Below are 13,406 nucleotides of genomic sequence, written 5' to 3' on the forward strand. Positions count from 1 at the left end.
ACCATGACCGAACACCACATTCCCAACATCGACAACGACTTGGTCGATCTGCCGACAGCCGAGAAACTGGCGATCGCGCAGCAGTCCACCCACAAGCCTCGCATCCTGCTGCTGTACGGATCGACCCGCGAACGCTCGTTCAGCCGCCTGCTGACGGAAGAAGCGGCGCGCCTGCTGGAGCACTTCGGTGCCGAGACGCGCATCTTCAATCCGACCGGGCTGCCACTGACGGATGACGTGCCCGATGACCACCCCATGGTCAAGGAACTGCGCGATCTGGTGTTGTGGTCCGAAGGCATGGTCTGGTGCTCGCCGGAACGCCACGGTGCAATGACCGGCGTGTTCAAGTCGCAGATCGACTGGATCCCCCTGAGCATGGGCGCCGTACGGCCGACCCAGGGAAAGACCCTTGCAGTCATGCAGGTATGCGGTGGTTCGCAGTCGTTCAACGTGGTCAACCAGTTGCGCGTGCTTGGCCGCTGGATGCGCATGTTCACCATCCCTAACCAGTCGTCCGTGCCCAAGGCCTACCTGGAATTCAACGAAGCGGGCCGCATGAAACCGTCCCCGTACTACGACCGTGTCGTCGACGTCATGGAAGAACTGGTGAAGTTCACCCTGCTGTTACGCGACCGCGCCGACTACCTCGTCGACCGCTACTCCGAGCGCAAGGAGTCGGCCGAGGAATTGTCCAGGCGTGTCAATCAACGATCCATCTGAAGTCACAACTCGAGAACAAGACCATGGCAATCAAAGTAGGCATCAATGGGTTTGGCCGTATCGGTCGCCTGGCGCTGCGCGCGTCCTGGGGCTGGCCGGAATTCGAATTCGTCCAGATCAATGACCCGGCCGGCGACGCCGAGACCCACGCCCACCTGATCAATTTCGATTCGGTCCACGGGCGCTGGGATCGTGAAGCCGGGGCAGATGGCGACTCGGTGGTGATCGAGGGCAAGCGCATCAAGGTCACCGCGAACAAGGCGATCGCCGACACCGACTGGTCGGGCTGTGACCTGGTCATCGAAGCCAGCGGCAAGATGAAGTCGGTAGCCGTGCTCCAGGCCTACCTGGACCAGGGCGTCAAACGCGTGGTGGTGTGCGCGCCAGTGAAGGAGAAAGGCGCGCTGAACGTGGTGATGGGCGTCAACCAGCACCTGTTCGACCCGGCGCAGCACCGTATCGTCACCGCCGCTTCCTGCACCACCAACTGCCTGGCCCCGGTGGTCAAGGTGATTCACGAGAACCTGGGCATCCGCCACGGCTCGATCACCACCATCCACGACCTGACCAATACCCAGAGCATCCTCGATACACCGCACAAGGACCTGCGTCGCGCCCGCGCCTCGGGCATGAGCCTGATCCCGACCACCACGGGCTCGGCTACCGCAATCGCCGAGATCTTTCCTGAACTGCGCGGCAAGCTGAATGGGCACGCCGTACGTGTACCGCTGGCCAACGCCTCGCTGACCGACTGCGTGTTCGAAGTGGCACGCGAGACCACGGCCGAAGAGGTAAATGCGTTGTTGAAGGCGGCTGCCGAAGGCCCGTTGAAGGGTATCCTGGGCTACGAACAGCGACCGCTGGTGTCCATCGACTACCGCACCGATCCGCGGTCCTCCATCATCGATGCGCTATCGACCCTGATGGTCAATGGTACCCAGGTGAAGATCTACGCCTGGTACGACAACGAGTGGGGCTACGCCAACCGCGCAGCGGAACTGGCCCGAATGGTCGGCACGGCGGAGTAACCGGCAATCATGAAGGCGTTGTCAGCCCTGCCTGCACACGTGCGTCAGTACCTGCTGGTTACCGGCAACTACTGGGCCTTCACCCTCACCGACGGTGCGTTGCGCATGTTGGTGGTACTGCATTTCCATACGCTGGGCTACACGCCGCTGCAGATCGCGGCGCTGTTCCTGTTCTATGAAGTGTTCGGCGTGATCACCAACCTGGTGGGCGGCTACCTTGGCGCCCGCCTGGGGCTCAACCGCACCATGAACATCGGCCTGGGCATGCAGGTGCTGGCCTTGCTGATGCTCACGGTACCAGCAGCCTGGCTGACAGTGCCCTGGGTGATGGCGGCACAGGCGCTGTCCGGCATCGCCAAGGACCTGAACAAGATGAGCGCCAAGAGCTCCATCAAGCTCCTGGTGCCGGATAGCCAGCAAGGCACCCTCTACAAGTGGGTAGCCATTCTCACCGGTTCGAAAAACGCGCTAAAGGGTGTGGGCTTCTTCCTTGGTGGTGCCCTGCTCGCACTGCTCGGTTTCACCCTGGCGGTGCTGGCGATGGCGGCGGTATTGGCGTTGATCTGGGTCGGCAGCCTGATCCTGCTGAAGAAGGACCTGGGCAAGGCCAAGGCCAAGCCGAAGTTCCGCGACATGCTGTCCAAGAGCCGGGCCATCAACATTCTTTCGGCCGCACGGCTGTTTCTCTTTGGCGCCCGTGACGTCTGGTTCGTCGTGGCATTGCCGGTGTACCTGACCACGGCTTTTGGCTGGGACTTCTGGCTGGTCGGCGGCTTCCTGGCTGCATGGATAATCGGCTACGGCATCGTCCAGTCGCTTGCCCCCCACATCACTGGCAAGAAACGCGGCCAGGTGCCCGACGGTCGCGCGGCTTTCATCTGGGCGATCGCCCTTGCCGGGCTGTCGGCGCTTATCGCCGTGGGCCTGTCGGCAGGCTGGTCGGCCCAGGTGATGGTGCTTGGCGGGCTGATGCTGTTCGGCGTGCTGTTCGCCGTGAATTCGTCACTGCATAGCTACCTGATCGTCAGCTATGCCAAGGAAGACGGGGTATCGCTGGATGTGGGCTTCTACTACATGTCCAACGCGCTAGGGCGGCTGGTCGGTACGCTGCTTTCCGGCTGGGTATTCCAGGCTTACGGGTTGGAGGCCTGCCTGTGGATCTCCACAGTATTTGTTCTGCTGGCAGCACTGATATCGAGTGCATTGCCAAGGCATGCCAGCGATTGCAATTGACCCACTCAGCGTGTGCCATAGAATCGCGTACCCCGAGATCTGCTCTCCAGCACGACAAAGTCAGGGGGCCGCTCGGTAAAGCGGCCCCCATCGGCGGATACCTTGGCGTTCAACGTTCTCGGTTCTATTCGCTCAACAACTGGATGATTGTCTTGCCCTTGGCGCGGCCTTCTGCGACCTGGCGGAAGGCGTCGTTTACCTCGTCCAGTGCGAACCGTTGCCGATCCACCCGGATCGTCAGTTGCCCCGCATCTGCCAGCTCGGCCGCCTCGCGCAGGATTGCGCCATGGTGTTCGCGGCCCTGGCCCGTGAGCAACGGGGCCAGGGTGAACACCCCCGAATAAGTGGCGCTTCTGAACGAGAGCGGCGCAAGACTGTGCTCGCCCCAACCAAGGCAGCTCACCACGTGACCGGTATAGGGCTTCACCGCCTTGAATGACGCATCCAGCGTGCTACCGCCCACAGTGTCATAAACAATGTCGAAACCTGCCCCTGCGGTATGTTGCTCGACGTAGGACTCTACGCTCTGCGCCTGGTAGTCGATCGCCGTAGCGCCCAGTGAACGTATGAAATCGAGGCTGCTGGCCGAACCAGTGGCACAGACTTTGGCCCCGCGAGCTTTCGCCAGCTGGATGGCCATCTGGCCTACCCCACCTGCACCACCGTGAACAAGCACGGTGTGGCCAGCCCGGACATTGGCTCGATCAACCAGACCTTCCCAGGCGGTGATGAACACCAAAGGCAAGGCTGCTGCCTCGTGCATGCCCAGAGTGTGCGGTTTTGCTGCGATCAGCCGGGCATCCACGGCGATGTATTCGGCCATGGTGCCCTGGGCCCCGCCGATTCCGCCGGCCATGCCGAAAACCTCCTGGCCGAGCGTGAAGCCCTCTACTGCCTCGCCCAGTTCGACGACCGTACCGGCCAGATCCAGACCAAGCACCGCTGGCAGCGCCTGACGGGCGTGCGCCCCTGCACCAGAGGCAATCTTGGTATCGAGCGGGTTTACTCCAGCGGCGTGAACGCTGACAAGGACCTGGCCTCTAGCGGGAACCGGGCGAGGAATGTGGCGAACGACCAGTGGGGCTTGGGCGGACTCGGCGATGGCGGCAAGCATGGTCTGACTCATGACGGATACCTCTGTTCAGTGGATGCATACAGGTTGCGCCCCCTCACCCATTCCGATAAGAAGCTGAATTTGCATATTACTCATTCCCGGTAGAGGCCAGGTGGCAATGGATCTGTTCGACAGCATGCGCATCTTCGTACGCGTCGTGGAGCGTGGGTCTTTCTCGGCAGTGGCCCGGGAGCTGAACATGGGGCAGCCGGCAATCAGCAAGCAGGTCCGTGCGCTGGAGCAATACCTGGGCGGACCAGTATTCGCCCGCAGCACCCGCCACCTGGCGCTGACCGACCAAGGGCAACGTTTCTACCGCCACTGCCAGGAAATTCTCGGTCAACTGGAAAGTGCCACACGCAGCTTTGCCAGTGGCCAGGAGCAGATAGCGGGCCCCCTGCGCGTCGCCGCACCGGTCAGCTATGGACGCTTGTGCATAGCGCCTCTGATCGGGACTTTTCTGCAGCGCTATCCCGATGTACGGATTGACCTCCGGCTGAACGATCACAACGAAGACCTGCTCATGGAGAACATAGATGTGGCGATCCGGATAGGCGTAGTGAAAAACGAGGGCCTGGTGGCGCTACCGCTCGGCAACACCCTGCGACAGGTATACGCCTCGCCTGCCTATCTGGAACGCCACGGCCTGCCACTGGAGCCTGGCGAACTGGCAAACCACAACTGCATCGGCTTCACGTTGCTGGAGCATTACGATCGCTGGCGCTTCACACGGAGGTCGGACGCGTTCGATATCGCCATCACAGGCAACGTCACCAGCAACAGCAGCGAGGCCATTCGGGAAATGGTGCTGTGCGGTTTGGGCATCTCCCTCTCCCCACAATGGCTTTTCAAAGCAGACGTTGAACGCGGCAGCGTGCTAAGCGTGCTTGACGATTACAAAGCCACGGCACTGCCCGTCAGCGCGGTGTTCAGCCGCGAGCGGCGACATTCGGCACGGGCGATGGCCTTCATCGACTTTCTGCGCGAGCACCTGCACGGTCTTGCGCAAGAGCCGTAGGCCTGCGTCAGTCGGGTACACAGGCGTGGAGCAACGTCAACAAACAATCTGGCCCTGCTCATTTTGGACCGGCTTCGCAGTGATGAGAAACGCAGCCGTCTCAGCGCTTGAAATGTTCCCGGATAATGTCCGCGAGGCCAGAAACGGAACGACTGGCATCCTCGACCGTCTGCAACCGCACGGCGAACGCGGGCAGTGTCGGTAACCCACATTCGGGGGCAGCCAGGCTGATATCTTCAGGAACGAGACTTTGCAGCCATGGCGTAACCGCCAGCCCGTTGCGAACCATGGTCAACGTGGTATCGACCGACGCATTTTCAAATACCACCTTTGCCACGACACCTGCTTCGCCAAGACACCGGAAAACGGTGTCGCGAAAGGCGCAATTCGCCGTCAGCAAGCACAGAGCCAATGGGCGCCGTGCCGATGCGGTCTCGTTGCCCAGCCACACCAGCTGATCAACAGCCAGGCGTTCGCCCAACTCGACATCAACCGGGCCTTGGCTGAGCACCAGATCGAGTTCGCCCGTGGCGAACACCTGATCGAGGTCCACGGACGAAGCACTGAAGATCTTTACCTCGGCCTTGGGGAAGGCATCACCGAACGCCTTCAGCACGGGAGCAAGCGGCGCGCCGGCCATATCGAACGGGAGCCCGAGACGCACCGGGGCGTCTGATTCCCTGGCCCCGACACTGGCGCAAAATGCATCATGCATCCGCAGCAGGCGACGAGCGTCGGGCAACAACGACCTCCCCTGCCAGGTCAGGCTACTGCCTTGAGTGTCACGCATCAGCAATGGGCAGCCGAGGAATGCCTCCAGTCGCTTGATTCGCTGGCTGACAGCCCCTTGTGTCAGGTGCAGCCCTACCGATGCAACACTCATGCTTCCGGTATCCGCCACTTCGACAAAGGCCCTGAGCAGCGCCAGATCAAGGGTGTGGTTCTTGTTCATGCCAGGCCATTAGCAGTGTTAATACCGGTATTGTAATTCGTCGATACGCAAAAGCCACGCGCCGCTCTAGATTGCAAGCCTCAGACTGACTTGCAGAAGGGAGTACGCGCATGATCAACACGGTAGACAGCATCAACCTGCAACATGAACTGGATACGCTGACCGGATACTGGAAGCCCAAGGTCATCGGCCGCGTCAACAACCATTTCATCAAGATTGCGAAATTGAAAGGCGCGTTCGTCTGGCATGCCCATGAACATGAAGACGAAATGTTTACGGTGGTCTCTGGCACGCTTCGCATCGAGCTCGAAAGCCGCACCATTGTCCTGAACGCAGGAGAATTCTGCGTGATTCCAAAGCAAATGCGACACCGGCCGATTGCCGAGGAAGAATGTGCGGTCATGCTGATCGAAACGGATACCACCCTCCACACCGGTGCAGAGACTTCATCACTCACGGTTTCGATAGAGGAGCAGTTATATCCGGCGTAACTCAGTCAACCGCGGTTCACGCCTTCAGGCGCACCGCGCAAATCGCCGGTGCAGGGAGAAAGCCGCACAGGGTGACTGTGCGGCGGGTTCAGTCACTTTTTGATGATGTTGTGTTCCGGACCGTACGGGAACTTGGTGATGTTTTCACTGCCGTGCTCATTGACGATCAGGATGTCGTGTTCACGGTAACCGCCAGCTCCCGGCAGGCCTTCGGGCAGCATGATCATCGGCTCGATCGACACCACCATACCCGGCTCGAGTACGGTGTCGATGTCCTCACGCAACTCCAGGCCTGCCTCGCGACCATAGTAATGGCTAAGCGTACCGAACGAGTGGCCGTAACCGAACGTACGGTATTGCAGCAGATCGTGCTCCAGGAAGATCTCGTTCAGCTGCAGCGCGATGTCGCTGCAACGCATGCCGGGCTTGACCAGTTCAAGGCCAGCCTCATGCACCTTGACGTTGACCTCCCACAGGCGCAGGTGCTCATCGGAACAGTGGTCCAGGAAAAGCGTACGCTCCAGTGCGGTGTAGTAACCCGCGATCATCGGGAAGCAGTTGAGGCTGAGGATGTCGCCCTTGTTGACCTTGCGCGAGGTCACCGGGTTGTGGGCGCCGTCGGTATTGATGCCCGACTGGAACCAGGTCCAGGTATCCATCAGCTCGGAGTCCGGGTAGGTGCGGGCGATCTCACGCACCATCGCCTGGGTAGCGTGCAATGCCACTTCGTACTCAGGTACCTGGTCACGCAGGGCCTCCACCACCGCAGCGCCACCGATGTCGGCTATCCGGGCGCCCTGGCGGATGATCGCGTGTTCTTCAGCCGACTTGATCATGCGCATGCGCATGCACGGCGCGGCGATGTCCACCAGCTCGGCCTGCGGGTAACGGCTGGCCAGTTTGTCCCGGTTCATCAGGTTCAGGTGGTCGAACTCGATGCCGATGCGCCCGGCCTTGGGCAGTGCCTGCTGAATCGCGACGAAATAGTTATCACGCTGCCAGTCGGTGTAGATGATGTTGTCGGTACCGACCGTACGGCGCCATGGCTGGCCACCATCGATGTTGGCACTGATCGACACGACGGCTTCCTGAGTGACAACCAGTGCATAGGGGCGGCCAAACGAGCAGTACAGGAAGTCGCTGTAGTAGTTGATATTGTGGTAGGAGGTAAAGACCGCAGCATCGATATTGTTTTGTGCCAGGTAAGTGCGCAACTTGGACTGACGGTTGGCATATTCCTGTTGCGAGAACGTCGGTTTGACTTTTTCGCCGTTCTTGATCTGAATGGTTTTTGGCATTTGCATGTTTTTTATTCCTTGTAGTTAACAGCGGAGAAACTTGTTTATCGGTGCCACTGGTGACCATTCGACCAGATAAGCCGAATGTTTTTTTGCGCGAACCCGACCCGTAAATGACCAGATCCGTCGCCATGTAAACGAGGCCAAACACCGCAAAGGCGACGCAGAATCCGAGGCGCCAGCGCAATCAACCGATAGTGAGGATTCAGTGGGGTCGGTGCGCGAACAAGCGCTCGAGAAGCTGCCGCGAAACGCCGATCAGCGTTGCCAGTTCGCTGACTCCAAGCAGGTGGGATGTAGACGGCGGGAACAAAGCCAGGGTCTTCTTGACCTGTTCCGAAACACTGGCCGGTGCATGCACACATTTGATCTGGCCGACAGGCAGGTCTGCGTGATCGTCAACGGTGGGCAACCACCACGTCATCTGTTTTGCCGCACACCGCACCTTCGGCCCCGATACACGGTGGCGCAGATGCTGGGTGCCTGTGCGTGAACGCATTTCATCACCCGGGCAGACAATGAGTATATCCAGCGGTTTTGCCTGGCTCAGTTCCACGGTGGCCGTGGAAATGCCGTTGCTGGCCCTCAACGGCCGGCCGCCAAGGCTGATGATCTGCCACTGGCACACTTCGCACCGGGCAATTTCATTGGCGATGCGCAACGGCTCCAATGCGGCGGCCAACGCATAGAAATCAAACCCTTCACTCAACAGGAAACCAATGCGCACTGTGCTTGCCAATGGCTGGCCCACTTCGGTCAATTGCTGCATGTACTACCTCCAACTTTACCCACGCAGCGTCTACTGCGAACAGTAATATTGTCCCGGTAGTTGATTGGCCAGATATGTCAGATTTCGACCCCTAATTGCCAGGCAGAATGGGCAAGCAAATCAGTTCGTCCGACATGAACGTTTCCGCCGCCCCTGAACTCGTGAATCAACGCATGCCGTGACCTACGGGATAGAGCCACGGCAGCTTTTGTCAATTCCAGGTCGGAAACTGACAATTCCAGCCGATGGCGATCTGATCAAATTGGGACATCTGCTACTGCTGCAAACCGGACGAGCTTTTGCAATTACAAGAACATAGAGAGACCACCCGATGAACGATAGCGTTGTAATTGGCGAACTCACCTGGCCCGAGTACGCCCGGCGTGTTGCATCCGGCAGCCCGATATTCTTGCCTGTAGGCGCCCTGGAGCAACACGGCCACCACATGTGCATGGAAGTGGATGTACTGCTACCGACCGCGCTGTGCAAGGCCGTAGCGCGCAATGTCGACGGCCTGGTGCTCCCCGCATTGGCCTACGGCTACAAGTCGCAGCAAAAATCGGGCGGCGGAAACCACTTTCCCGGCACCACCAGCCTGGATGGCGCAACACTGACACATACCATCCAGGACATCATCAGGGAGCTGGCCCGGCACGGCGCGCGTCAGCTGGTGATGATGAACGGACACTACGAGAACTCCATGTTCATCGTGGAAGGCATCGACCTGGCGCTGCGCGAACTCCGTTATGCCGGCATCACCGATTTCAAGGTCGTGGTCCTGTCCTACTGGGACTTCGTCAATGCACCTGAGGTCATCCAGGAACTCTACCCTGACGGATTCCTCGGCTGGGACATTGAACACGGTGGCGTCTTCGAGACTTCGTTGATGCTGGCCCTGCACCCCGAGAAAGTCGACCTGGCCCGTGCCATCGATCATCCGCCAGCCACCTTCCCCCCCTACGATGTGTTCCCGATCATTGCCGAGCGCACGCCGGCGTGTGGAACCTTGTCATCGCCAAAAGGCGCCAGCCGCGAGAAAGGCGAACTGATTCTGCGTGTCTGCACCGAAGGCATCAGCAACGCTGTCCGCGAGGCATTCAGTTAAGCGCCGCAACACCGCATTGATCTACCAGAGCACGATTCGCATTAGCTGTTAACCCGCCATCTATAACAACAAGGGTAATGATAATGTCCAGCCATTCAACTCTGGCCCCCGGCCTCAAGCAGCGCCACGTCACCATGCTCTCGATAGCCGGCGCTATCGGTGCCGGCCTTTTCATCGGATCGGGGCATGCAATTGCAGCGGCCGGCCCAGCGGCCATCCTGGCCTACATCATGTCCGGCACACTGGTTGTGCTGGTCATGCGCATGCTCGGTGAAATGGCAGTTGCTTCCCCTGATACCGGTTCGTTTTCCACCTATGCCGAACGCGCAATGGGTCGTTCGGCCGGTTTTACTATTGGATGGTTGTACTGGTGGTTCTGGGTGCTGGTCATTCCCATCGAGGCAATTGCCGCAGCGGCAATCCTGCATGCCTGGTTCCCCACGATCGAAACCTGGGAATTCGCACTGGCCGTTACTGCCCTGCTGACCTTGACCAACTTGTTCAGCGTTGCGCGCTACGGGGAGTTCGAGTTCTGGTTCGCCATGCTCAAGGTCATCGCCGTACTGGCCTTCATCGCCTTGGGTGCGCTGGCCCTGACCGGCGTGGTGCCAAACCTCAGCGTCAGTGGCGTGGCCAAGCTGAGCAACGACTTCGGCGGTTTCATGCCCAACGGCATGGCAGCGGTGATTGGCGCCATGCTGACCACGGTGTTCAGTTTCATGGGCACCGAAATCGTCACCATCGCCGCCGCAGAATCCAAGAACCCCTCCAGACAGATCACCCGCGCTACCAACTCGGTCGTGTGGCGCATGGGCATCTTCTACATCGTCTCGGTGTTCCTGATCGTCTCGATCGTGCCCTGGAACGACCCCATGCTGGTGCAGGTCGGCTCCTATCAGAGGGCCCTTGAGCTGATGAACATCCCTCACGCCAAGATGATCGTGGATGTCGTCGTGCTGATTGCCGTGGCCAGCTGCCTCAACTCGGCAATCTACACCGCATCGCGCATGGTCTACTCGCTGAGCAGACGTGGCGACGGCCCTGCCGTTCTCCAGCGCACCTCATCGGCCGGTGTGCCATTCGTCGCAGTCATGGCCAGCACCGCTGTAGGCTTCCTCACCACCGCGTTGAACTACTTTGCGCCGGACGAGGTGTTCTCCTTCCTGCTGGCGAGTTCCGGTGCCGTGGCACTGCTGGTCTACCTGGCCATCGCGGTATCGCAACTGATCCTGCGCAAGCAGATGGCTCGTCGAGGTGAGGTCATGGCCTTCAAGATGTGGTTGTTCCCCTGGCTGAGCTACTTGGTCGTCGCCTCCATCATCGGGATTCTGGCAATGATGCTGATCATGCCCGGCCACCGCATGGAAGTAATGACAACCGGCGCGCTGGCAATTGCCATCGTGTGCATGAGTTCGATCTTCTCGCCCAGGAAGCGGCCACTGCCCCGTGTCGCAACCAAATCGGCCTGAGGCTGGCTCAGCCGCTTCGCCCTGCGAAGGCTATGCGTTCGCAGGGTGTCGCCTTTTTGCGTCAAACCGAAAACAGGGGGCGAATATCGGCCAGTGCGCACCCTGTAGCCTGATTGCTGCGTGTAGTATGCCGCCGCAGGCTTGGAGCCCTTTTACACAAAAAATTGCCTGTATCGGGAGACAGGCGCTGAACACGTCATCTTGCATTGTAGGAGTCGTATTGATGGCTACGCCGAGATCCTCCCCGCTGGCCACGGGTTACCCTGTCGATGCCCCCACACCCAAGATCGTCGGGTTTCTGGTGATCCCCAATTTCACCACCATCGGGTTCGCCTCTGCGGTGGAGACCTTGCGCATGGCTAACCTGGCTGCGCGCAGGGCCATGTTCCAGACACTCATCATCGCCGCCGACATGGAGCCGGTGAGCGCCAGCAACGGCATGCGCATCCTGCCTGAATACACCATCAAGGATGCGCCCAAGCTGGACATGCTGTTTGTGGTAGGGCCAAACCCCATCGTCTCCGACCACAATACCCGCGCCATCGTGAACTGGCTGCGCAAGCTCGCCCATGACCAAGTGGCATTGGGTGGCATTTGCACGGGTAGCCATTTGTTGGCGCGTGCCAATCTGCTCACGGGTTACCGTTGCACCATCCACTGGGAAGATATCGAAGCGCTGAAAGAGCGCTTTCCCGGGATCATCATTTCCAGCCAGTTGTTTGAACTTGATCGTGACCGGTACACCAGCTCGGGTGGGGTGGCATCAATGGACATGTTCCTGCAACTGATCGCACGCGAACCCGGCGGGCGAGAGATTGCCGAACATGCGGCCGAATTGCTGTTGTGCGACCGCGTTCGCAGTTCGCAAGAGCGCCAGCGCGTGCCCCTGCGACAGCGGCTAGGGACGTCCCAACCCAAGCTCAGCCAGGTAGTCAGCATCATGGAGGCCAATCTCGAAGACCCTGTGACCCTGGAGGAACTGGCGCAGTTGAACAACATCTCAGTTCGGCAGTTGGAGCGCCTGTTCCACAAGCACCTGCAAAGTACCCCTAGCCAGTACTACCTTGAATTACGCCTGTCGCGCGCCCGGCAACTGTTACTGCACAGCGAATCGCAAGTACGGGATATCGCCCTTGCCTGTGGTTTCGTTTCGCCGGCGCATTTCTCCAAATGCTACAGCCGTTTCTTCGGCGTCTCTCCCATGGGTGAACGCAAGCAGGTTGCCGCGGCTCAGTGCTGATCATCGACGAATGCAACGAAGCGTCGGTGAAACAGGGATCGCAAGTGACCGCTTTGAACCGTTAGCTGCCCTTGCCAAGGGCGGCTAGCGGCCAAAGGCAAATATCGCTGAATCAGCCCTTCAGGCACTGAGCAGTGCTTCGAGCTCGCCCTTTTGATCGAGGCGTTTCAGATCAACAAAACCTCCCACATGGACACTCCCCACAAAGACCTGCGGCACGGTCCTGCGCCTGGATCGCAGCAGCATCTCGGCCAAATGGTTCGGCGAAGCCTCGATATCGATTTCCACGGCACTGACCCCCTTGTGCGCCAGCAGTCGCTTGGCGCTCACGCAGTAAGGGCAGTGTTGGGTGGTATAGATTGTCACTTGGCTCATGTCGGTTGCCCTCCTAGTGTGCCGACGGCGGGAAGTCGATATCGGTGGTGGCGATGTTGTTCAGGTAGTTGGTCAGGGTCAACAGCGTGACTTGTGCCACCACCTCCACGATCTTGCCATCGCTCAGACCGGCCTCGCGTGCTGCGGCGACCTGATCGTCATTCAATTGGCCGCGGCTTTCGGTGATCTGATGCGCCAGCGCGGCGACCGCGCTGAGCGTGCCACTACGCGCCTGGCTAATGGCCTCATCGCTCAAGCCGGCTTTGGCACCAAAAAAGCTGTGTGCGGCCAGGCAATAGTCGCAACCATTGATTTCCGAGGTGGCAAGCGCAACCACTTCACGCTCCGCGGCGCTCAGTGAGCTCTTGCCCAGAGCCTGGGCGAGGCCCAGGTATCCATTGAGAGCGGCTGGGGAGTGAGCCAGGGTCTTGAAGGCGTTGGGTATGAAACCAAGGCCTTTCTGAATGCCTTCGAGCGCAGTGCGCGAGCCAGCAGGGGCCTGGTCCAGCGAGAGAGCAGCGATACGAGTCATGGTAGTTTCTCCAGTAGGGTGATTAACCAGCTTGTCGATCAAGCCTGGAGTCAATACTAGGG

14 protein-coding genes are annotated in these 13,406 nt (G+C 59.7%); 8 read left to right on the forward strand and 6 right to left on the reverse strand.

Annotated features, from left to right (window positions below; all coding sequences use genetic code 11):
• The first annotated feature begins 3 nt into the window (after positions 1-3).
• From arsH to arsJ, 3 genes are read left to right on the forward strand one after another with little or no spacing between them, the layout of a single operon-like run.
• Positions 4-720, forward strand: a complete 717-nt coding sequence (gene arsH, locus WM94_RS06485; protein WP_061550737.1) for an arsenical resistance protein ArsH — start codon at positions 4-6, stop codon at positions 718-720.
• A 23-nt stretch (positions 721-743) separates the two neighbouring features.
• Positions 744-1,748, forward strand: coding sequence for an ArsJ-associated glyceraldehyde-3-phosphate dehydrogenase (locus WM94_RS06490; protein WP_061550738.1), 1,005 nt, complete (start codon positions 744-746; stop codon positions 1,746-1,748).
• 9 nt (positions 1,749-1,757) lie between these two features.
• The gene (arsJ, locus tag WM94_RS06495) at positions 1,758-2,981 is read left to right on the forward strand and encodes an organoarsenical effux MFS transporter ArsJ (protein WP_061550739.1); all 1,224 of its coding nucleotides are present in this window, start codon (positions 1,758-1,760) and stop codon (positions 2,979-2,981) included.
• 124 nt (positions 2,982-3,105) lie between these two features.
• Here the strand turns inward: arsJ and WM94_RS06500 are convergent, their stop codons facing one another.
• Complete coding sequence (locus WM94_RS06500; protein WP_061550740.1) at positions 3,106-4,107, reverse strand: zinc-dependent alcohol dehydrogenase family protein; 1,002 nt, start codon at positions 4,105-4,107, stop codon at positions 3,106-3,108.
• A 106-nt stretch (positions 4,108-4,213) separates the two neighbouring features.
• Here WM94_RS06500 and WM94_RS06505 point away from each other — a divergent pair, with 106 nt between their 5' ends.
• Complete coding sequence (locus tag WM94_RS06505; RefSeq protein WP_061550741.1) at positions 4,214-5,113, forward strand: LysR family transcriptional regulator; 900 nt, start codon at positions 4,214-4,216, stop codon at positions 5,111-5,113.
• 100 nt (positions 5,114-5,213) lie between these two features.
• Here the strand turns inward: WM94_RS06505 and WM94_RS06510 are convergent, their stop codons facing one another.
• The gene (locus WM94_RS06510) at positions 5,214-6,065 is read right to left on the reverse strand and encodes a LysR family transcriptional regulator (RefSeq protein ID WP_061550742.1); all 852 of its coding nucleotides are present in this window, start codon (positions 6,063-6,065) and stop codon (positions 5,214-5,216) included.
• Positions 6,066-6,175: 110 nt separating this feature from the next.
• Here WM94_RS06510 and WM94_RS06515 point away from each other — a divergent pair, with 110 nt between their 5' ends.
• Complete coding sequence (locus WM94_RS06515) at positions 6,176-6,556, forward strand: cupin domain-containing protein (RefSeq protein WP_003256754.1); 381 nt, start codon at positions 6,176-6,178, stop codon at positions 6,554-6,556.
• Positions 6,557-6,648: 92 nt separating this feature from the next.
• On the opposite strand, the gene WM94_RS06520 is transcribed toward WM94_RS06515, so the two are convergent.
• The gene (locus tag WM94_RS06520; protein ID WP_061550743.1) at positions 6,649-7,860 is read right to left on the reverse strand and encodes a M24 family metallopeptidase; all 1,212 of its coding nucleotides are present in this window, start codon (positions 7,858-7,860) and stop codon (positions 6,649-6,651) included.
• Between the two features lie 199 nt (positions 7,861-8,059).
• Entirely contained in the window at positions 8,060-8,623 is a 564-nt protein-coding gene (locus WM94_RS06525) for a hypothetical protein (protein WP_061550744.1), read from the reverse strand.
• Positions 8,624-8,954: 331 nt separating this feature from the next.
• Here WM94_RS06525 and WM94_RS06530 point away from each other — a divergent pair, with 331 nt between their 5' ends.
• From WM94_RS06530 to WM94_RS06540, 3 genes are all read left to right on the forward strand, one after another.
• Entirely contained in the window at positions 8,955-9,728 is a 774-nt protein-coding gene (locus WM94_RS06530; protein WP_023660546.1) for a creatininase, read from the forward strand.
• Positions 9,729-9,811: 83 nt separating this feature from the next.
• Positions 9,812-11,197, forward strand: coding sequence for a GABA permease (gene gabP, locus WM94_RS06535; protein WP_061550745.1), 1,386 nt, complete (start codon positions 9,812-9,814; stop codon positions 11,195-11,197).
• A 223-nt stretch (positions 11,198-11,420) separates the two neighbouring features.
• Positions 11,421-12,437 carry a GlxA family transcriptional regulator gene (locus WM94_RS06540; RefSeq protein ID WP_061550746.1) on the forward strand — a complete coding sequence of 339 codons (1,017 nt, stop codon included), beginning with the start codon at positions 11,421-11,423 and terminating at the stop codon, positions 12,435-12,437.
• Between the two features lie 120 nt (positions 12,438-12,557).
• Here WM94_RS06540 and grxC read toward each other — a convergent pair whose 3' ends face one another.
• Together grxC and WM94_RS06550 are read right to left on the reverse strand one after the other, a co-directional pair.
• Positions 12,558-12,812, reverse strand: coding sequence for a glutaredoxin 3 (gene grxC / locus WM94_RS06545; protein WP_061550747.1), 255 nt, complete (start codon positions 12,810-12,812; stop codon positions 12,558-12,560).
• 13 nt (positions 12,813-12,825) lie between these two features.
• Complete coding sequence (locus WM94_RS06550) at positions 12,826-13,344, reverse strand: carboxymuconolactone decarboxylase family protein (protein WP_003256746.1); 519 nt, start codon at positions 13,342-13,344, stop codon at positions 12,826-12,828.
• Between the last annotated feature and the right edge of the window lie 62 nt (positions 13,345-13,406).

This window comes from Pseudomonas sp. ABFPK, assembly GCF_001586765.1.
GTDB lineage: Bacteria > Pseudomonadota > Gammaproteobacteria > Pseudomonadales > Pseudomonadaceae > Aquipseudomonas > Aquipseudomonas asiatica.

Bases quoted from the DNA above. Each gene is read 5' to 3' on its own strand.
- gabP (WP_061550745.1), top strand. From the start codon at position 9,812: ATGTCCAGCCATTCAACTCTGGCCCCCGGCCTCAAGCAGCGCCACGTC.
- WM94_RS06540 (WP_061550746.1), top strand. From the start codon at position 11,421: ATGGCTACGCCGAGATCCTCCCCGCTGGCCACGGGTTACCCTGTCGAT.
- WM94_RS06550 (WP_003256746.1), bottom strand. From the start codon at position 13,344: ATGACTCGTATCGCTGCTCTCTCGCTGGACCAGGCCCCTGCTGGCTCG.
- WM94_RS06515 (WP_003256754.1), top strand. From the start codon at position 6,176: ATGATCAACACGGTAGACAGCATCAACCTGCAACATGAACTGGATACG.
- WM94_RS06490 (WP_061550738.1), top strand. From the start codon at position 744: ATGGCAATCAAAGTAGGCATCAATGGGTTTGGCCGTATCGGTCGCCTG.
- WM94_RS06500 (WP_061550740.1), bottom strand. From the start codon at position 4,107: ATGAGTCAGACCATGCTTGCCGCCATCGCCGAGTCCGCCCAAGCCCCA.
- WM94_RS06510 (WP_061550742.1), bottom strand. From the start codon at position 6,065: ATGAACAAGAACCACACCCTTGATCTGGCGCTGCTCAGGGCCTTTGTC.
- arsJ (WP_061550739.1), top strand. From the start codon at position 1,758: ATGAAGGCGTTGTCAGCCCTGCCTGCACACGTGCGTCAGTACCTGCTG.
- grxC (WP_061550747.1), bottom strand. From the start codon at position 12,812: ATGAGCCAAGTGACAATCTATACCACCCAACACTGCCCTTACTGCGTG.
- WM94_RS06520 (WP_061550743.1), bottom strand. From the start codon at position 7,860: ATGCAAATGCCAAAAACCATTCAGATCAAGAACGGCGAAAAAGTCAAA.
- WM94_RS06505 (WP_061550741.1), top strand. From the start codon at position 4,214: ATGGATCTGTTCGACAGCATGCGCATCTTCGTACGCGTCGTGGAGCGT.
- WM94_RS06525 (WP_061550744.1), bottom strand. From the start codon at position 8,623: ATGCAGCAATTGACCGAAGTGGGCCAGCCATTGGCAAGCACAGTGCGC.
- WM94_RS06530 (WP_023660546.1), top strand. From the start codon at position 8,955: ATGAACGATAGCGTTGTAATTGGCGAACTCACCTGGCCCGAGTACGCC.
- arsH (WP_061550737.1), top strand. From the start codon at position 4: ATGACCGAACACCACATTCCCAACATCGACAACGACTTGGTCGATCTG.